The organism is Starkeya sp. ORNL1 (assembly GCF_012971745.1).
GTDB lineage: Bacteria > Pseudomonadota > Alphaproteobacteria > Rhizobiales > Xanthobacteraceae > Ancylobacter.
Map to the genome: position 1 here is coordinate 3,422,336 of NZ_CP048834.1, position 18,864 is coordinate 3,441,199.

20 protein-coding genes are annotated in these 18,864 nt (G+C 66.9%); 11 read left to right on the plus strand and 9 right to left on the minus strand.

Annotated features, from left to right (window positions below; all coding sequences use genetic code 11):
- Positions 1-115: 115 nt before the first annotated feature.
- Genes G3545_RS16295 through G3545_RS16310 form a run of 4 tightly spaced genes read left to right on the plus strand, consistent with a single transcriptional unit; the run spans position 116 to position 4,060 of the window.
- Positions 116-1,336: an alpha-hydroxy acid oxidase gene (locus G3545_RS16295; protein WP_170014333.1), complete on the plus strand. Its 1,221-nt coding sequence runs from the start codon at positions 116-118 to the stop codon at positions 1,334-1,336.
- Positions 1,329-2,123, plus strand: coding sequence for an aldolase/citrate lyase family protein (locus tag G3545_RS16300; protein WP_170014334.1), 795 nt, complete (start codon positions 1,329-1,331; stop codon positions 2,121-2,123). The genes G3545_RS16295 and G3545_RS16300 overlap by 8 nt, the downstream gene beginning before the upstream one ends.
- 15 nt (positions 2,124-2,138) lie before the next feature.
- Positions 2,139-2,915 carry a hypothetical protein gene (locus G3545_RS16305; protein WP_170014335.1) on the plus strand — a complete coding sequence of 259 codons (777 nt, stop codon included), beginning with the start codon at positions 2,139-2,141 and terminating at the stop codon, positions 2,913-2,915.
- 11 nt (positions 2,916-2,926) lie between these two features.
- Positions 2,927-4,060 (plus strand): mandelate racemase/muconate lactonizing enzyme family protein, encoded by a 1,134-nt coding sequence (locus G3545_RS16310; RefSeq protein ID WP_170014336.1) that lies wholly within the window; start codon positions 2,927-2,929, stop codon positions 4,058-4,060.
- Between the two features lie 136 nt (positions 4,061-4,196).
- Here the strand turns inward: G3545_RS16310 and G3545_RS16315 are convergent, their stop codons facing one another.
- A complete protein-coding gene (locus G3545_RS16315; RefSeq protein WP_170014337.1) occupies positions 4,197-4,451 on the minus strand; it encodes a hypothetical protein in 255 nt (84 codons plus the stop codon).
- Positions 4,452-4,743: 292 nt separating this feature from the next.
- Here G3545_RS16315 and G3545_RS16325 point away from each other — a divergent pair, with 292 nt between their 5' ends.
- Both G3545_RS16325 and G3545_RS16330 read left to right on the plus strand, forming a co-directional pair.
- Positions 4,744-5,463 carry a response regulator gene (locus G3545_RS16325; RefSeq protein WP_170014339.1) on the plus strand — a complete coding sequence of 240 codons (720 nt, stop codon included), beginning with the start codon at positions 4,744-4,746 and terminating at the stop codon, positions 5,461-5,463.
- Positions 5,460-6,956, plus strand: coding sequence for an ATP-binding protein (locus G3545_RS16330; RefSeq protein WP_170014340.1), 1,497 nt, complete (start codon positions 5,460-5,462; stop codon positions 6,954-6,956). Before G3545_RS16325 ends, G3545_RS16330 begins: the two co-directional genes overlap by 4 nt.
- 140 nt (positions 6,957-7,096) lie before the next feature.
- Here G3545_RS16330 and soxA read toward each other — a convergent pair whose 3' ends face one another.
- From soxA to G3545_RS16370, 8 genes are read right to left on the minus strand one after another with little or no spacing between them, the layout of a single operon-like run.
- On the minus strand, positions 7,097-7,873 hold the full coding sequence (gene soxA, locus G3545_RS16335; RefSeq protein WP_170014341.1) for a sulfur oxidation c-type cytochrome SoxA: 777 nt from the start codon (positions 7,871-7,873) through the stop codon (positions 7,097-7,099).
- Positions 7,873-8,193: a thiosulfate oxidation carrier complex protein SoxZ gene (soxZ, locus tag G3545_RS16340; RefSeq protein ID WP_170014342.1), complete on the minus strand. Its 321-nt coding sequence runs from the start codon at positions 8,191-8,193 to the stop codon at positions 7,873-7,875. The genes soxA and soxZ overlap by 1 nt, the downstream gene beginning before the upstream one ends.
- Entirely contained in the window at positions 8,190-8,600 is a 411-nt protein-coding gene (locus tag G3545_RS16345; RefSeq protein WP_170014343.1) for a SoxY-related AACIE arm protein, read from the minus strand. Before G3545_RS16345 ends, soxZ begins: the two co-directional genes overlap by 4 nt.
- Positions 8,601-8,603: 3 nt before the next feature.
- Positions 8,604-9,050 (minus strand): sulfur oxidation c-type cytochrome SoxX, encoded by a 447-nt coding sequence (gene soxX / locus G3545_RS16350; protein WP_170014344.1) that lies wholly within the window; start codon positions 9,048-9,050, stop codon positions 8,604-8,606.
- Complete coding sequence (locus G3545_RS16355) at positions 9,047-10,261, minus strand: NAD(P)/FAD-dependent oxidoreductase (protein ID WP_246702902.1); 1,215 nt, start codon at positions 10,259-10,261, stop codon at positions 9,047-9,049. Before G3545_RS16355 ends, soxX begins: the two co-directional genes overlap by 4 nt.
- A gap of 40 nt (positions 10,262-10,301) precedes the next feature.
- Positions 10,302-10,646 carry a cytochrome C gene (locus G3545_RS16360; protein WP_170014346.1) on the minus strand — a complete coding sequence of 115 codons (345 nt, stop codon included), beginning with the start codon at positions 10,644-10,646 and terminating at the stop codon, positions 10,302-10,304.
- The gene (locus tag G3545_RS16365) at positions 10,646-12,844 is read right to left on the minus strand and encodes a molybdopterin cofactor-binding domain-containing protein (protein WP_170014347.1); all 2,199 of its coding nucleotides are present in this window, start codon (positions 12,842-12,844) and stop codon (positions 10,646-10,648) included. Before G3545_RS16365 ends, G3545_RS16360 begins: the two co-directional genes overlap by 1 nt.
- 11 nt (positions 12,845-12,855) lie before the next feature.
- The gene (locus G3545_RS16370) at positions 12,856-13,314 is read right to left on the minus strand and encodes a (2Fe-2S)-binding protein (RefSeq protein WP_170014348.1); all 459 of its coding nucleotides are present in this window, start codon (positions 13,312-13,314) and stop codon (positions 12,856-12,858) included.
- A gap of 554 nt (positions 13,315-13,868) precedes the next feature.
- Here G3545_RS16370 and G3545_RS16375 point away from each other — a divergent pair.
- The 5 genes from G3545_RS16375 to G3545_RS16395 all read left to right on the plus strand — a co-directional run bounded on the left by G3545_RS16375 (position 13,869) and on the right by G3545_RS16395 (position 18,828).
- Positions 13,869-14,153: a hypothetical protein gene (locus tag G3545_RS16375; protein ID WP_170014349.1), complete on the plus strand. Its 285-nt coding sequence runs from the start codon at positions 13,869-13,871 to the stop codon at positions 14,151-14,153.
- 191 nt (positions 14,154-14,344) lie between these two features.
- The gene (locus G3545_RS16380; protein ID WP_246702437.1) at positions 14,345-15,136 is read left to right on the plus strand and encodes a DUF3365 domain-containing protein; all 792 of its coding nucleotides are present in this window, start codon (positions 14,345-14,347) and stop codon (positions 15,134-15,136) included.
- Positions 15,137-15,144: 8 nt separating this feature from the next.
- Entirely contained in the window at positions 15,145-17,886 is a 2,742-nt protein-coding gene (locus G3545_RS16385) for a response regulator (RefSeq protein WP_170014350.1), read from the plus strand.
- Between the two features lie 2 nt (positions 17,887-17,888).
- Positions 17,889-18,260, plus strand: a complete 372-nt coding sequence (locus G3545_RS16390; protein WP_170014351.1) for a response regulator — start codon at positions 17,889-17,891, stop codon at positions 18,258-18,260.
- 94 nt (positions 18,261-18,354) lie between these two features.
- Positions 18,355-18,828 (plus strand): CesT family type III secretion system chaperone, encoded by a 474-nt coding sequence (locus G3545_RS16395; RefSeq protein WP_170014352.1) that lies wholly within the window; start codon positions 18,355-18,357, stop codon positions 18,826-18,828.
- Positions 18,829-18,864: the final 36 nt, after the last annotated feature.

Consider the following 18,864-nt stretch of genomic DNA (forward strand, 5'->3'; position numbering starts at 1 on the left):
GTATTATTATAGATCTATAAACACCGGACGCTCCGCCGCGAGACGGGGCGTTCGAGCCGGCAACGGTCGCACGTTCCACATATCGCGCCCGTCACCGGATATCCGAGACATACCCATGAAAATCGACAAGATCGTCACCATCGACGATTTGCGTGAGGCGGCCCGGCGCCGCCTGCCGCGCATCGCCTTCGACTTCATCGATGGTGGCGTCGAGGCCGAGCACTGCCTCACCCGCAACCGCGAGGCCTTTCTCGAATACCGGCTGCTGCCGCGCTATTTCGCCGATGTCTCCAAGCGCAGCCAGAAGACCACCATCTTCGGCAAGACCTATGACAGTCCGTTCGGCATCTGCCCGACCGGCCTTGCCGGGCTGTGGCGCACCGGTGCCGACGACATGCTGGCCGAGGCGGCGGCGGCGGCGAACATCCCGTTCGCGCAGTCCTGTGCCAGCAACTCCTCGGTGGAGAGCGTGGTGGCGCGGGCGCCGAACAATATGTGGTTCCAGCTCTACAGCACGCGCGACCGCGAGCTTGGCCGGCGCCTCGTCGGCCATGTCGAGAGCGTCGGCATCGAGACGCTGGTGCTGACCGCGGACGTGCCGATCGCGCCGAAGCGCGAGCGCAACATGCGCAATGGCTTCACCCGCCCGCTGCGCTTCAAGATGTCGACCATCATTGACGGCCTGTCGCGTCCCGGCTGGCTCGCCGGCTATCTCCAGGCCGGCGGCGGCACGCCGATGATGCCGAACTGGCAGCGTTATGCGAAGGAAGGCGCCACCCCCGACGAGGTCGCGGATTTCTTCGCCGGGCAGACCCCGGCCTCCGAACAGACCTGGGCCGACCTTGAGCACTATCGCAAGCTCTGGCCCGGCAACCTCGTCATCAAGGGCCTGCTGCACCCCGAGGATGCGGTGCGCGCCAACAATATCGGCGTCGACGGCATCATCGTCTCCAACCATGGCGGACGGCAGCTCGACATGGCGCCCTCGCCGATCGAGGTGCTGCCGCTGATCCGCGCCGCAGTCGGAGAGAAGCAGGTGCTGATGCTGGACAGCGGCATCCGCCGCGGCTCGGACATATTGATCGCGCTGTGCCTTGGCGCGCAGTTCTGCTTCATCGGCCGCTCGACGCTTTATGGCATCGCCGCCTATGGCCTGCCGGGCGCGCAAAAGGCGATCAGTATCCTGCGCAACGAGATCGACCTGAACCTCGCGCAGATGGGCCGCACCAGCCTCGCCGAGATCGGCCCGCATTGCCTGATGCACCGCGGCTCGCAATTCCAGATCATGGCGCCGGAGCCGGCGTCGACCCGCACCGGGAGCGCCATCCATGCCTGACATCGCCGACATAAGGAATCCGGCCAAGGAACGCCTGGAGGCGGGCGAACTCGCGCTCGGGCTGATCGTGCGCCTCGCCCGCTCCGGCGACGTCGCCCGCCTCGCCAGGTCGAGCGGGCTCGACTTCGTGTTCATCGATATCCAGCACGCCATCTATTCGCTGGAGACCATCAGCCATATCGCGCAAGCCGCCCTCGGCTGCGGCATCACGGCGATGGTGCGCATGCGCAGTTGCCGCGATCCGGACGTCTCGGTGCTGCTCGATGGCGGCGTCACCGGCATCGTGTTCCCGGACGTGAACACGGCGGACGATGCCCGCGCCGGAGTGAACGCCTGCAAATACGCGCCGATCGGACGCCGATCGGCCACTTCGGGCTATCCGCTGTTCGACTTCAAGCCGGTGCCGCAGGCGCAGGCGATCTCCATCATGAACAAGAACACCCTCGTGGTGTGCATGATCGAGACGCTGGAGGGCCTCGCCAATGTCGAGGAGATCGCTGCGGTCGAGGGCGTCGACGTGCTGCTCGTCGGCCTCACCGACCTGCTGACCAGCATGGGCAAGCCCGGGGCGCTCGGCGACCCCGAAGCCATGGCGGCAGTGGAACGCATCGCAGCGGCCTGCAAGGCAAGCGGCACCTTCTTCGGGGTGGGCGGCGACACCAATCTCGAACGGCAGAAGATCTATATCGAGCTGGGCTCGCAATTCATCCCGACACAGTCGGACGGCGCCTTCCTGATGGCCGGGGCGACCCGCGCCGCCGGCGACCTGCGCGCCCTCAAAGCCTAGGATCGGAACAGAGACATGAGCATTTCCCCCGATGACCTCGCCCGCCTCGTCGCGGCGCGCAAGAACCGCCCCCAATTCCACGCCTTTGCGGCCGACCGGCGCCCGAGGGACGAGGCGGAGGGCTACAAGTTCCAGGACCTTGTCCGAGACGCGCTGGCGGACGCCGGGATCAAGCGCGCCGCCTACAAGATCGCCTCGACCTCGGTCGAGGGCCAGCGCGCGCTCGGCCTGTCCGAACCGGCCTATGCCGGCATGTATGACGACGTGCAGGCACCGACGCTGCGCGCCGCGCTCGACCGGCCCTTGAGGGAGCCCAAGGTCGAATGCGAGATCGCCTTCGTCACGCGCACCGAGCTCGGCGGGGCCAGCAATCTCTCCGACGACGCGCTGCGCGATGCCATCGCTTCGGCGCATCTCGCCTGCGAGATCGTCGACAACCGCTATGGCGTGCCGCTCGACGTGGGCATTCCCACCATCCTCACCGACGATTTCTTCAACGCCGCCTTCGCGCTTGGCCCCTCCCAGGCCGGCTGGCAGGATCTGCTGCGCACCGACCGTGCCGGCTTCATCGAGATCGATGGCGAGGTGGTGAAGGGCAGCACGGCCGATGTGCTGCGTCCGTTCGAGGCGTTGCGCTGGCTGGTCGGCAAGCTCGCCCGGCACGGCAAGACGCTCGGCGCCGGCGAGATCGTGCTCACCGGCTCGCTGGTGGTTCCGACCCCGATCAAGCTGCCGGCCCGCTCCGTCTCCATCGGTGTGGACGGCTTCGGCACACTCACCCTCGCGGACTGAAGGACGGGACGATGAGGATTGCGGAACTGCACACCCATGTGCTGGAAGCGCCGCTGCAGCAGCCGTTCGGCTGGTCGGTCGACCGCACCACGGTGCGCAAGTCCTGCCTCGTCGAGATCGTCACCGACACCGGCCTCACCGGCTGGGGCGAATGCTTCGGCCCCGCGCGGCCCAATGCGGCGGTGGTGAACGCGTTCCGCCATCTGCTGATCGACGCCGATCCGCTGGCCGGCGACGTCATCTGGCAGAACCTCTATAACCGCTTCCGCGATCAGGGCCAGAAGGGCCTCGTCATCAGCGGGCTGAGCGGCGTCGACATCGCGCTGTGGGACATCAGGGGCAAGCATTTCGGTGCGCCGGTGCACCAGCTGATGGGCGGGCCGATGCGCACGAAGGTGCAGGCCTATGCCACCGGCACCTACCGCCTCGATGATGCCGACCCGCTCGACTATGTGATCCGCGAGGTGCGCGAGCGCATGGCGGAAGGCTTCCACGGCGTGAAGCTGAAGATCGGCATCGATTTCGAGGAGGACATCGCGCTGATCAAGGCGGCACGCCAGGCGATCGGGCCGGAGCGTCGGCTGATGCTCGACGCCAACCATGCCTATGATGCCACCGAGGCGATCGCGCTCGGCCGCCGCGTCGCCGACCAGAATATCGACTGGTTCGAGGAGCCGGTGGTGCCCGAGGACCTTGCTTCCTATCGAGAAGTGAAGGCCGGCCAGCCGATCCCGGTCGCGGGCGGGGAATGCGACTATACGCGCTGGGGCTTCATCAACATCTTCACCTCGCGCGCGATGGACATCATCCAGCCGGATACCTGCGCTGCCGGCGGACTGTCCGAATGCAAGAAGATCGCCGACATGGCGACCGCCTTCGGCATCCGCTACATCCCCCATGTCTGGGGCAGCGGCATCGCGCTTGCGGCGGCCCTGCAATTGCTGGCGGTGGTGCCGCACACCCCGGCCCGGCTGCGGCCGCGCGAGCCGCTGCTCGAGTTCGACCGCTCCGAGCACCCGTTCCGCCAGGCGGTGCTGACCGAGCCGCTGGAGCACAAGGATGGCTGGGTCGACATACCGACCGGCCCCGGCCTCGGCATTGAAGTCGACCGCGACGCGCTTCGCCGCTTTGCGGCGGCAGATTGAGCGGCATAAGCGGCGAACGACCACACACAGGTCGTCATGGCCGGCCTTGTGCCGGCCATCTCGGTCTCTGATGCGCTGCCCTGAATCGAGATCCCCGGCACAAGGCCGGGGATGACGACGAACTGTTAGCCAGTTCTCACTTGCCGCGGCGGTCGGCCTCTTCGGCGCGCCGGATGTAGGGCTCGACGTTGCCGTTCGGGGACGGCGCCATATAGACGTTGCGACCCTCGATCACCGGGCCGGTCGGCAGTGGCGAGACCAGCGTGCCCTGCTGGCGCTGGGTGTCACGGTAGGCTTCCCGCTCCTGCGCGTCGCGCTCCGCATGGGCCGGGGACAGGGCAAAGCCGCCAAGCAGGGCCGCCAGGCCAAAAGTCGTGATGATCTTGTTCATCAGTCAATTCCCAATGTTCCAGCATCCGACCTGCGCCGCGATGCATTGTTTGCCTGATGACGCGAACGATCGGGAGCGATCATTACCGGCGCCATCTTCGAGAATCCAAGGCGCCTCTGAGCAGCTGCCTTCGAATGCTTGAACGTTAGGCCGCGGATGTCGCAACTCTTTCGCAGAACACCGACCGGAATGTCGTGCAGTGTCGCGCTTCGGGAATGCCGCAAGGTTTGATACATTTTTTCCGGGGCACGCCGAGACCGTTAGCGGTATGTACATCGCACGGAGACACCTCATGGACGCAGCGCCGCACATTGCCATCGTCGATGACCATCGCGACATTCGCGATCTGGTCGGCAAATACCTTCATCGGCATGGCTATCGCACAAGCCTTGCAGAGAATGCGGCGGCGTGCCGCCGTCTGCTCGAGCGCAATGCTATCGATCTGGTCGTGCTTGACGTGATGATGCCGGGCGAGGACGGGCTGTCGCTGTGCCGCTATTTGCGGGAATCGACCAATCTGCCGGTCATCATGCTCACCGCCATGGCGGAGGAGACCGACCGCATCGTCGGGCTGGAGCTGGGCGCCGACGACTATCTCTCCAAGCCGTTCAATCCGCGCGAATTGCTGGCGCGCATCAAGGCGGTGTTGCGCCGGGTGCAGAGCCTGCCGCCGCAGCGCGGACAGCTCAAGGCGAAAGAGGTGCATTTCGACCGCTGGTCGCTGAATGTCGGCCGGCGCGAACTGGTCGGCGAGGATGGCCTCGCCGTGCCGCTCAGCACCGCGGAATTCCGCCTGCTCAGCGTGTTCCTCGACCATGCCGGGCTGGTGCTGAGCCGCGACCAGTTGCTCGACCTCACGGTCGGGCGCAACGCCGAGCCGTTCGACCGCGCCATCGACAACCAGGTCAGCCGGCTGCGCAAGAAGATCGAGGCCGATCCGAAGTCGCCGACCCTGATCAAGACCCATTGGGGCGGCGGCTACAGTTTCTCGGCAGAGGTCGCGCCACAATGATCGGCCTGTGGAACCGCAGCCTCACCGCGCGCTTCGTCGCCATCATGCTGCTCGCTCTCGCGCTGTCGCAGGGCATCAGCTTCCTGCTGTTCCTGGATGAACGCGGCCAGGCGCTGATCAAGGCGGCAAAGACGGAATTCCTCAGCCGCAGTGCCTCGGTGGCACAGTTGCTCGAAACCACGCCGCCGGCCCTGCAGGACGACATACTGAGCGCGAGCGCCACCGGCTACACGCGCTTCTGGGTGTCGCGGGACTTCCCATCCGACGTCTCGGCCTGGCGCCACGACGCCCTTCACCGCCTTGCAGAGCCGCTGCCGACCGTGGCCAGCCTCGCCGGCCTGCCCACGGTCGCGTCCACAACTCCGGCGCCGCTGCCGCCTCCCGCCACGGCGGGCATCGACAGCGCGCAGCCCACCTGGACCGAGATGCCGCCGCATGCCTGGCCGCTGTCACGGCCAGCCAAGTTCCTCTATCTCGGCGAGGACAATGGCATGGGGCTGGCGGTGCAGCTCAAGGACGGGTCCTGGCTCAACACCGCTTTCGCCAAGAAGCTGGTGAACAGCATGTGGACCACGCAGTCCATCATCTCGCTCGCGGTTACCGCCGTGATCCTCTCCATCTGCGCCGCCTTCATCGCGCGCGGCATGACGCGGCCGATGCGCCGGCTCGCGGTGGCGGCGGAGGCGCTCGGCCGCGGCGAGAGCGTGACACCGCTGCCGGAGAGCGGCCCGGACGACATCCGCCAGACCGCCGTGGCGTTCAATCTGATGCAGGCGCGGCTGCAGCGCTTCGTCGAGGACCGCACCCGAATGCTGGCGGCAATCGGCCATGACCTGCGCACCCCCATCACCTCGCTGCGGCTACGGACCGAGTTCGTCACCGACGACGAGACGCGTGAAAAGATGCTGTCGACGCTCGACGAGCTGCGCGCCATGACGGAAGCAACCCTCGCCTTCTCGCGCGATCAGGCGACCGAGGAGGTGACCCGCAATGTCAATCTCACCGCTCTGGTGGAGAGCCTGTGCGACGACCTCGTCGAGCTCGGTCATGACGTCACCTGCCTTGATGCCCCGAAGATCGGATATCGCTGCCGCGCCGACGCCCTGAAGCGCGCGGTGCGCAACCTGGTCGAGAATGCGGTGCGCTACGGCGAGCGCGCACGGGTCTCGCTGCGCTCCGGGGCGGCGGCGATCGAGATCGTGGTCGAGGATGACGGGCCGGGTATCGAGACGGAATCGATCGAACGGGTGTTCGCGCCGTTCTTCCGGCTGGAGAATTCGCGCAACCGCGAGACCGGCGGCATTGGGCTTGGTCTCTCCATCGCCCGCAACATCGTGCGCCACCATGGCGGCGACGTCACCCTGGCAAATACCGGCGGCGGCCTGTGCGCCATCATCAGCCTGCCGCACGCCGAGGTCCCGGCGGAGGGCAAGGGTGCGCCGAAACCCGCGCGCACCGTCGGCCTGCCGCTCGGCAAGCGCTCGCCGGCTTGAGAGTGCTCGATATAACCACGTCATCCTGAGGCGCTCGGGCAAAGCCCGAGCCTCGAAGGATGCCCGCCCCAGAAGGCGGCCACCTGCTTCAGCATCCTTCGAGGCTCGCTATTGCTCGCGCCTCAGGATGACGTCGCGGCTCAGGGCCGCACGCCCGGCGTCTCCACCGGGAGGCCGGCGGCCCTCGACATCAGATACGCCTCGATATCGACGAACTCCGGCGCGCCATAAGCGAACGGCTCGGCGCGCACGCCGATCATGCAGTTGCGCATGCGCCGCTGCAGCGAGCCGAGCGCCTGCCATTCGAGCCGATAGAGCGGATAGGCGGTCGGGTGCGCCTGGGTTATCGCGCTGCCGCCGAGCTTCTTGTCCCAGTTGTCGTCATGGCAGGAGGCGCAGGCGAGATCGAGCTGGCCCATGCGGGCCTCGAACAGGCGCTTGCCGTTCGCGCGCGATGAGGCCAGGCGTGGATCGTCCGGCGGTGCCACCGGCAGGCCGCGGGACTGGTGGCCGACAAAAGCGGTGAGCGCCAGCAGTTCGTCGCTCTCGCGCGCCGGCTCGGGAGCGCCTTGCTTGTCCCGCTGGCACAAGGCGATGCGTCCGGCGAGGTCGATCGTCCCTCCGGCGGCCACGTCGGAGGCCGGATAGCGCGCGGCGACGCCGCGCATACTGGCCGAAGCCTCGCCATGGCAGGAGGCGCAGGATTTGCCCGATGAACCCGCCGGCTCGCTCCAGAGCCGCTCGCCCTGGAGCACCCAGAGCATGCCGGGGTTCTCACTATCGTCGGCCTGCATCGCCTGCGTCTCCGGCGCCATGAAGGCGGCTCCAGAACGCCGTTCAGTCGACGGAATCTCACCCGCGAGCGCTGTGCCCGCGAGAGCGGCGCCGCAAACGATGAGGGCGCGCAGCCCGTTCATCAACCGACCGCGATCTCGGCAGTTGCCGTCTCGGTGTTGCCGGCATCGTCGGTCCAGCTGAAGGTCAGCGTGCCGCTCGACGTCGCGACCGTGCTGAAGGCGACGAACGGGTTGGCGGACATGGCCGGGAAGAAGTCGGCGGCGAAGACCTCCGCCCCGTCATAGGCGCAGGCGAAGCGCTTGATGATGTTGCGCGGAATGGCAACGCCGTTCGGCCCCATGCGGTAGCCGGTCTCCATCGGGTGGGCGATCATGGCACGGATCTCGATGACGTCGCCGCGCTTCGCCGTCTTCGGCACATTGATGAGCGCGCGGGTCATGACAGGTCCTCGATGCAGGCGGCCAGCGTCACGATGACGTTCGCCTTCGCCGACCAGAAGCTGCCGTCGCTCAGTTCCGCGACCGCAACCATGGTCTGCGAGGTGGCGAGCCGGATGCGCGTCGCCACCCGGGCGCGCCCGGCGCGCGCGCCGAGGTGGAACACCGCGATATCGGGCTGCGGGTTCTTCTCGTTGAACAGCGCAATGCGGCGGACATGGTCGCTCGCCGTCATCGGGCTGTCGACGGTGACGGTGACACCGACCGCGTTGCCGTTCTCGACCAGTGGCGGCACGCTTAGCGTCACCCGTCCCGCTTGCACCGGCCGGCCGCCAGTGAAGGCGCGGACTACCTCGTTGAGCGAGGGCCGCGTCTTCTGCGCGATCTCGGCCGGGGTTTCATCCGCCATCAATCAATCCTTCAAGGTCACGAGATAGGCGACGAGATCCTCGATCTCGCCGGCCTCCAGCACCGGCTTGCTGCGCCAGCCTCCCGCGACGCGCTCGCCGGCTGCCAGACCATAATAAGCCGGCATGATGCTCTCCGGGTTCAGATGCTTCATGTCGACGATGCGCAGCCGTATCTGGCCTTCCGACAGCCGCGCCCCGACGCCGCCGAGGCTGGGCGCCAACGTGCCTTGCAGATGCGGATTGGGGAACGGGCCGGAATGGCACAGCACGCAGAGGCTGCGCTGGCGTTCGCCCATCAGCTTCTCGCCTTTGGCGGCATTGCCCAGCACGCCGCCAAGCGGCAGCGCGATCGCATCGCCCTCGATCTTGTAGGCGGCTAGTCCTTCCGCGGCACCGGCGCCCGGTGGCAGCAGCCCGAGCAACGCCGCGCAAATGCCGGCCGCCTTCATCCGAAGGCCTCGGTGGTGATGGTGGCGAACCAGGCCTCGCCATAGGCCGCCTCTTCGGAGCGCACCGAGCGTGGCGCGTTGAGCGGGCTGGTGCCGCCGGCGCCCTCGACCTCGGCCAGCAGGCCGTCCTTGGGCCGATAGACGCCGGCGATGGAGATGCCGTAGTCCGGCGCCACCAGGCTGTAGCAAGTGTTGATCAGCTTGGGCGCCTCAGGCTCGCGCCCGCGCACCAGGCTCGCCACCGCGCCGGCACAGACCTTGGCCTGCGCATTGGCGGTGAAGGCGGATTTCGGCATGGCGCCGCCGATGGCGGCATCGCCGATGACATGGATGCCGGGCACCAGGCGGGATTCGAAGCTCACCGGATCGATCGGACACCAGCCGGTCTGGTCTGCCACGCCCACTGTCGCGGCAATAGTGCCGGCGCGCTGCGGCGGGATGATATTGGCGACCGCGACGTTGTGACTGCCGAACTCGGTCGTCAGCGTCCTGGTCGCCGGATCGACCTCGGTGACCCGCCCGCCGGAGGATAGCCCCACCCACTCGACGAGACCGGGATAGAGTTCCAGCCACGCCGCCTCGAAGAGGCGCTGCTTGGAGAAGGCGTCCTTGGCATCGAGGATGATGAGCTTTGAGCGCGGCTTCTTCGTCTTCAGGAAATGCGCGATCAGGCTCGCCCGCTCATAGGGGCCGGGCGGGCAGCGGAACGGGTTGGCCGGGGCGGAAATGACGACGAGCCCGCCATCCTCCATCGCCTCCAATTGGCGACGCAGCAGCAAGGTCTGTTCGCCCGCCTTCCAGGCATGGGGGATCTGCTCGGCCGCCGCCGCATCATAGCCGGGGATGGCGTCGAAGCGCAGATCGATGCCGGGGGCGACGACGAGGCGGTCATAATCGAGGTTCGCACCGTCGGCGAGGCGCACGCGGCGTGCCTGTGGCTCGACGCCGGCGGCCGACTGCGTGACGACCGTGATGCCGTCCCTCGCCAGCCCGTCATAACCGAATTGCTGGGCGTCGATCTCACGCAGCCCGGCAATGACCGCATTGCTGAGCGGGCAAGCGGTGTAGCGGGCATTGGGCTCGACCAGCGTGACCGCTATTCCCGCGTCCTTCTGCTTCAAAGCGCGGGCAAAGCTCGCACCCGCGAAGCCGCCGCCAATGACGACGACCCTCGGCGCGGCCTGGGCGAGCGCGGCCGGCGCCCCTAGCATTGCCGTGGCGGCGCCGGCGGCAAGGCCGCCGAGCACGCGCCTACGGCTGGGCAGGCTGCCGCTGTGCAGCGGGTGCTGCTGGCTGAGCGGGGCTGGCATTGGTGCCCCCATTGGCGAACCAGTCTGCGAGGGCGTGGATTTCCTCATCGGAGAAGCCCTTGGCTATGCGAACCATGACCGTCGATTGCCGTTCGCCGGTCTTGAAGGCGTTCATCTGGGTGATGATGTCATCCGCCGGGCGTCCCGTCAGCGTCGGCACGGGGCCTTTGGTAGCGGTGCGCGGATGGCAGCCGGTGCAGGAGGTGGCACCGCGCGGCGGCGCGGCTTCCGCCGGCGCGGTGGCGAGCAGCCACAGCGCCGGCAACAGCAGGAACGAAAGACGCATCAGGCGAGCTCGTGGTTCTTGAGCGGCAAGGTGCGGAAGCGCTTGCCGGTGGCCGCGGCGATGGCGTTCAGCACCGCCGGCGCCGCCACCGCGATGGTGGGCTCGCCGACGCCGCCCCAGAAGCCGCCGGAGGGGATGATGATGGTCTCGACCTTCGGCATCTGCGCCATGCGCATCACCTCATAGGTGTCGAAGTTCTCCTGCTCCATGCGCCCGCCCTTCACCGTGCACTCGCCGTAGAGGCATGCCGAGAGGCCATAGACGAAGGAGCCCTCGACCTGCCGCTCGATCTGGGCCGGATTCACCATGTGGCCCGGATCGGTGGCGGCGACGATGCGGTGGATGGTCAGCTGCCCGCCATCGACCGAGACCTCGGCGGCGGCGGCGACATAGCTGCCGAAGCCCATGATCTGGGCGAGGCCGCGGGCACGTCCCTTTTCCGGCGGGGTGCCCCAGCCGATGCCCTTGGCGGCCGCCTCCAGCACCGCCAGGTGCTTGGGATGGTTGGCCATCAGCTTGCGGCGGAAGACCAGCGGATCGACGCCGGCGGCACTCGCCATCTCGTCGATGAAGCACTCCACATAGACGGCGTTCTGGTTGAGGTTCACGCCGCGCCAGAAGCCCGGCGGGATCGGCGGGTTGCGCATGGCGTGGTCGATCAGCAGGTTCGGCACGGTGTAGCCGAGATGGCCTTCCGGGCTCTTCTCGGTGAGGCCCTGGAACACCGCCGGGTCCATGCCGCCCTGCATGCCCTCGGGGCGCACCGCGGCAAGGATGGACTGGCCGGAAATGCGCATATGCAGCGCGGTGACATTGCCTTGCGCATCGAGCGCGCCGGTCAGCTTGGCCTGCGTGGTCGGATGATAGGCGCCGTGGAGCATGTCCTCCTCGCGCGACCAGATCAGCTTGACCGGCGTGCCCGGCATGGTCTTGGCGATGCTGACCACCTGGCGGACATAGTCCTGGAAATTGCCGCGCCGGCCGAAGCCGCCGCCGAGATTGATCTTATAGACGTCGCACTGCTGGATCGGCAGGCCGGAGGCCTCCGACACCGCGGCGAGGCTGCCCTCGCCATTCTGCGTCGGCACCCACACCTCGCATTTGTCGGCGGTGTAGATCGCCGTGGCGTTCATCGGCTCCATGGTGGCGTGGTTCTGGTAGGGGAAGGCGTAGGTGGCGGTCACCACCTTGGCCGCGCCGGCCAGCGCACCGGCGAGCGCACCCTTGGCATCGCCGCGGGTGTTGCCGACGAAGGCGTCCTTGGCGTCCAGGCCCGCCTTCAGCGTCTCGGCGATGGCGGCGCTGGTCAGGTCCTTGTTGGGGCCGTTGTCCCAGGTGATCGGCAGCGCGTCGAGCGCGGTCTTGGCGCGCCACCAGGTATCGGCGACCACGGCGACGGCGGTGTCGTCGACCTTCACCACCTTGCGCACGCCCGGCATCTTCTCGACGGCCGAGGCATCGAAGCTCGCGACCTTGCCGCCGAATACCGGGCAGGCCTTCACCGCGGCGTTGAGCATGCCGGGCAGCTTCAGGTCGGCGCCATAGACCTGGCGGCCGGTGAGCTTTTCGACGGTGTCGAGCCGCGGCAGCGGCTTGCCGGCGATCTTCCAGTCCTTCGGATCCTTGAGCTTGATCTCGCTCGGCGGGTTCATCTTCGCCGCGGCGTCCGCCACCTTGCCGAAGGTGGTGGTGCGTCCGCTGGCCTGATGGGTGATGACGCTATTCGAGGCCTTGCACTCGCTTGCCGGCACCTTCCACTCGGCAGCAGCGGCGGCGATCAGCATCTCGCGGGCGGCGGCGCCGCCCTTGCGGACATATTCATTGGAATCTCGGATGCCGCGGCTGCCGCCGGTGGAGAAGCTGCCCCAGACGCGGTCGCGGGCGAGATTCTGGCCGGGGGTCGGATATTCGGTAGTCACCTTCGACCAGTCGCATTCCAGTTCCTCGGCGACGAGCTGGGCGAGGCCGGTCAGCGTGCCCTGCCCCATCTCGGAACGGGCGACGCGGATGATGACGGTGTCGTCCGGCTTTACCACGACCCAGGCATTGACCTCGGGTTTGGCGGCACCCTGCGCGAGTGCCTCACCGGCAAACGGGCCATTGTCGAGCGGCACATGGAAGCCCAGCGACAGGCCGCCGAGCGTGGCCGCGGAGCCGACAAGGAAGTTACGGCGGGAAACGGTCGGAACGTAATTCATCGCTGCCTCCCTCAACCGGCCTTGTCGCCGGCCGCCATGTGGATGGCGGCGCGGACGCGGTTATAGGTACCGCAGCGACAGATATTGGTGATCTCGTTGCTGATGTCGGCGTCGCTCGGCTTCGGATTGGCCTCGAGCAGGCCCGCCGCCGCCATGATCATGCCGGACTGGCAATAGCCGCATTGCGGAACGTCAAGCGCCAGCCAGGCCTTCTGCACCGGGTGCGAGCCGTCTGGCGAGAGCCCCTCGATGGTGACGATCTTCGAGCCTTCCTCGATGCTGCTGAGCGGCATAACGCAGGAGCGGGTGGGAACGCCGTCAATGTGCACGGTGCAGGCGCCGCACTGCGCGATGCCGCAGCCGAACTTGGTGCCGGTGAGCCCGACCTGTTCGCGGATCACCCAGAGCAGCGGCGTGTCGGGCTCCGCTTCGACTTCGCGGATCTCGCCATTGATCGTCAATCGAGCCATGTCGAACTCCTCAGCATGAAAGGGCAGGATGCGGCGCGGGCAGCCTTGGCGCCGGACATCTCGGCGACAGCGATGAGGGGAAGCCTAGCCCCCAGTGGCCACGGAAGCTTGTCCGGGGCGTCGGGTGATTGTCGCAGAGTCTGCCGGGGCCGCCAGCAGATACGAATTGATACAATTCAAATCCGAGAGACCACATACGATCAGGCGACGGTGTTTTCGCGCGCCCTCCGGACCGTTTGGCATTTCAACAGAATTTTCGCCACGGCAGCGCGCTGATACCGGGGCACGGCCGCATCCTACCAGCATCGACCAAGCAATGGCTTGGAATTTGCTTGCCTGCACCCTCGACAATACGCCAATATGACTGGAATAAGCCTGCTTAGAGGGGCGGTATTCGGGGAACGATCTAGATGACGAGGATTGTTTGTCTGGCAGCATGCCTGCTGCTTGGAGTGTCGGCTGCGCACGCAGCGCCAACCTTTACCGGCTCTATCGTCAGTGGCGAGCAGATGCTCCCCATTTCGCTGAAATGCGACGATGAGAATCGCGGAACCATGGAGGTCATCTCACGGAACGGCAATGGTTCCGTCGAACGGCTCCGGGTGGAGGTCACCAATGGCGAGCCGGCGCGCATCGTCGTCGGCCATGCCTTCCTCGGCTGGTTCGAGGACGACGACGTGATCGACCTCTCGACGCAGGCCGACGACCTGACCGTGCAGGACATTGTCGGCTATGCGATGGGCCTGCGGGCCGGGGTATGCATGGCGCCGCCGGAGCAGCGCCGGCAGGCCTATCTCGCCTTCAAGGCCAACGAGACGATGCTGACCGAAGGGCACTAGACCGCCCGCCTCGCCAGGCGGACCCGGGCTGACAGTTGCACTCCGTGGCGGATGCCCCGTCTTACGGAGCGGCAACGTATTTTCCGTCGCGGAAAATCAACTCTGCATGCAGAAACTTGCGCATGCGTGTTGCACATAGGATGATCAAGGAGATACAGGAAAACGCGGCGGACCAGCCCGGGGGGGAGTCCTTGAACTCTATCAATTCGCAGGCGCCCACGCGCTGCATTGCGCGGGGCCTTTCGCTATTGCTGGTTGCATCGTCCATCCTGATCTCCGGCGTTGCCGGGTTGGGGGCGGCAAACGATGCCACCGAGTCGCGCACCGTGGCCGACAGCCTGGCGAAAATGCTGCAATCCGCCCGCGCGGTGATCTCCAAGCACCAGGAAGACATCAACGACCCCAAGCGCGGCGACAAGGGGCTGACCGCCGCCGTGGTGCTGGCCGAGGCCGACGCCAATTACAAAGCAGCGACCGGCATCGACCCCGCGAGCTATGACCCGGCGACGCGCCAGGGCCGCATGCTCAAGGCGCAGCGCGATGCCATCGTCGAGGTGATCAACGACAACCAGGCGATCATCAATCGCGAGGGTCTCGGCTTCAAGGGCTTCATCCCCGCCACCTTCGCGCGCCTGGTCAATGAAGCGTTCGCCCGCAAGGTCGAGGGCGGCGCCACCATAAAGGTGACGGCGCCGCCCGAACTGGTGCGCAACCGCAAGGCCCGGCCGGACGAATGGGAAGTGGACGTCATCAAGACCCGCTTCTTGAAGCCGGATTGGAAGGCGGGCACGCCTTATGCCGAAACCGTCGAGGTCAAGGGCAAGCCGGCCTTCCGCATGATGGTGCCGGAATATTACGCGGCGTCGTGCCTCAGCTGCCACGGCACGCCGAAGGGCACGCTCGACGTCACCGGCTATCCGCGTGAGGGCGCGGCCGAACACGATCTCGGCGGCGTCATCAGCGTCATCCTGCCCAACGAGTGAGCGGCGAGATGGAAAGCGGGCGGCTGGACTTCCTCGGCCGGTTCTCCATTTCGGCCCGCCTGGTGTTCCTGTTCGTGGTGCTGCTGGTCGCCATGGTCGGCAGCAGCCTCTATCTGATGCGCACGCTGGGCCAGGCCTCCCAGACCACCGAGGACGCGCAGAAGGTCTCCGACCAGCTCGACATCATCGCCGGGGTGCGGGCCGCTTTCCACGATCTGCGCTACTGGCAGACCGACCTCGCGGTGAGCCTGCTCAACCTCGCCGAGAACAACGCCACCGACGCGCGGGCGCGGCTCGATCGCGAGCTCGACCGGCTGAAGGCCAGCATGCCGACCGAGGCGGAGGCGCTGCGCCAGAGCTACCAGCGCTTCGACGCCGTCGCCAAGCAGGCGGTCGACGCCTATACCGACGACCAGCGGGTGATCGGCAACACGCTGTTTGCGCAGGCCCGCCAGGACGGCATGGATGTCGACCGCATCCTGACCGACATAGAGGGCGACCTGCGCGCCAAGGCCCAGGCGGCACGGCAGGGCGTGCTCGATGAGTTCAGCTCCGGCGCCCGCTTCTCGATGCTGATGACGATCGGCGCGGTGCTGCTCGGCGGCTTCCTCACCTACATCATCCTGTCGTCGATCCTGACGCCGCTGCACCGGCTCTCGGCGGCGATCCGCGGCATCACGCGTGGTGATGCCGATGTCGAACTGCCGCCGCCCTCGCGCGACGAACTCGGCAAGATGACCGAGGCGCTGGAGCTGCTGCGCGACAGCTATGAGGAGCGCCAGAAGCTGGCGGAAGAGGCCGGGCGCCAGCGCAGCACGCTGTTCGACGCCATAGAGAGCATCAATCAGGGCTTCGCGCTCTATGACAAGGACGACCGGCTGCAGCTGGTGAACAGCCATTACCGCCAGCTCCAGCCCGGCCTTGGCGATCACATCGCGCCGGGTATGACCTTCGCCGACATATTACGGGTGGCGGTAAAGCTCGGCATCCACACCGACCGGCCGGAAGAGGAGTGGATCGCCGAGCGGCTGCGCCACCGCGGCGAGGAGACCGGGCGGCTGGAGCTGTTCGCCGAAGGGCGCTGGATCCAGATCAATGAACGCCGCACCCATGATGGCGGCATCGTCGCGGTCTATACCGACGTCACCGAACTCCAGCTCCGCCAGGCCCAGCTGGAGACCGCCAAGGAAGAAGCCGACCGGGCGACGCAGGTGAAGTCCGAGTTCCTGGCCAATATGAGCCACGAGTTGCGCACCCCGCTCAACGCCATCATCGGCTACAGCCAGATCCTCCAGGAAGACGCCACCGATGCCGGCAATACCGACACCATTCCCGACCTGCAGAAGATCGAGAATGCCGGCAACCACCTGCTGCATCTGATCAACGACATACTCGATTTGTCGAAGATCGAGGCCGGGCGCATGGAGGTCTATGTCGAGACCTTCGACATTGCGGGCCTGGTGCGCGACGTCCAGACCCTGGTGCAGCCGCTGGCGACCAACAATCGCAACCAACTCGTGGTCGACTGCCCGGCGGATATCGGCCAGGTGTCGTCCGATATCACCAAGGTCAAGCAGGCGTTGCTCAATCTGCTCAGCAACGCCACCAAGTTCACCCAGGACGGCACGGTGACGCTGAAGGTGCAGCGCACGTCGGGCGTCGCCGGGCACAAGCTCGCCTTCTCGGTGACCGACACCGGCATCGGCATGAGCGAGCAGCAGATGAGCCGGCTGTTCCAGGCCTTCTCGCAGGCCGATAACTCCACCACGCGCCGCTTCGGCGGCACCGGCCTCGGTCTCGCCATCTCGCGCAGCTTCGCCCGCACGCTGGGCGGCGACCTCACGGTGTCGAGCGAGCCGGGCAAAGGCTCCTGCTTCACCCTCACGCTGCCCGCCGAGGCGCCGAAAGCGAAGGAAGAGGGCACGGCCGAGCCGGCTGCCGCCCCGGCCGAAGCCGTGCCGGAGCACGGCTCGGCGCCGCGGGTGCTGGTGGTCGATGACGACCCCTCGGCCGGCCACATCATCGGCTCGCACCTCGCCCGCGAGGGGTACAGCCTGCTCTATGCCAAGTCCGGGCCCGAGGCGATCGAGATGGCGCGGCTGCACAAGCCAGACGCCATCACGCTCGATATCATGATGCCGCAGGTCGATGGCTGGTCGGTGCTGGTGGCGCTGAAGAAGGACCCGGAACTCGCCGAGATCCCGGTGGTGATCATCTCCATCACCAATGAGCGCAGCCTCGGCTTCAATCTCGGCGCCTCGGCCATGCTGACCAAGCCGGTCGACCGCAACGAGCTGATCGAGGTGCTGAAGCGCCACCTCACGCCGATCGCCGGAACCGCCGCGAAGGACGCCCCGATACTCATCGTCGAGGACGATCCGGCGACGCGCGAGATCATGACGCGCGCAGTGGAGAAGCTGGAGTTCAAAGCGGTCGCCCTCAGCAATGGCCGCGAGGGCATGGACTGGCTCGCCGACAACGAGCCGCCGCTCGCCATTCTGCTCGACCTCAACATGCCGGAGCTGAACGGCTTCGGCTTCCTGCGCCACCTGCGCGGCGACGAGCGCTGGGCCAATATCCCGGTCATCGTCTGCACCGCGCAGGAACTCTCGGCGCGCGAGCGCCAGATCCTCGGCAAGAACGCCCAGCTGGTGATCGCCAAGGGGCAGGCGGCGCATGTCGAGCTCAGCCAGGCGATCCGCAACATCACCGCGCAGGCCACGCGCTCCTTAGCCGGCAAGGTGACCTGACGATGCCGAAGATCCTGCTCGTCGAGGACAATGAGATGAACCGCGACATGCTGACGAGGCGGCTCGCGCGTGCCGGCTATGAGATCGTGCACGCGGCGGACGGCGAGGAAGCGATCGTCAAGGCGGTGGACGAGACGCCGGACCTCATATTGATGGATCTCAGCCTGCCGAAGATCGACGGCTGGGAAGCCACGCGGCGCATCCGCGCCAAAGACGGCCAGGCCGGCCTGCCGGTCATCGCGCTTACCGCCCACGCCATGGCTGGCGACCGCGAACGGGCGCTGGCCGCCGGTTGCGACGACTTCGACACCAAGCCGGTCGACCTGCCGCGCCTGCTCGGCAAGATCGAGACGCTGCTGGCACGGCCGCGCTGAACAGTTTGTCGTACGGCGGCAATACTTGCCCGATAGCTCTTACCAACGGTCAGGCGTCCGTAATCCTGGCTGGTCTGGTCGGGAGACATCGCGCATGCAGGCAATACGGCAGGAGGTCGATCGCGTCCTCTCCGAACTCGGCGCCGCCGTGGGCACGCCGCTGCGCCTCAATGCCGAAGGGCTGATCGCGCTCGAATTCGCCGACGACATCACCTGCACCATCGAGGTCCCGGACGGGGCGAACCGCATATTCATGCATGCGCTGGTCGATCGCGTGCCGCGCGAAGGGCGCGAGGCCATGCTGACGCGGATGCTCAAGCGCAATCTGTTCGAGATCGCCGTCCCGGGCGCCTGGCTCGCGCTCGATTCCGATGGCGAGCACATCCTGCTGTGCTGTTCGGCACCCACTCAGCCGGCCGACCTCGATAGCCTCCCCGACACGTTGCTCGCCCTCGTCACCGAAGCCGGCGAGTTGCGGCGCTTGTTGCTCAAGCACGATGATTCGGGCGCGGATACCGGGCAAGACAGGCCGGCTTTCGACGCCTCCACATTGTTCTTCCGCGGCTAAGGGAGGGGTCTCCGAAGCCGCCGGCATTCCGGGGGA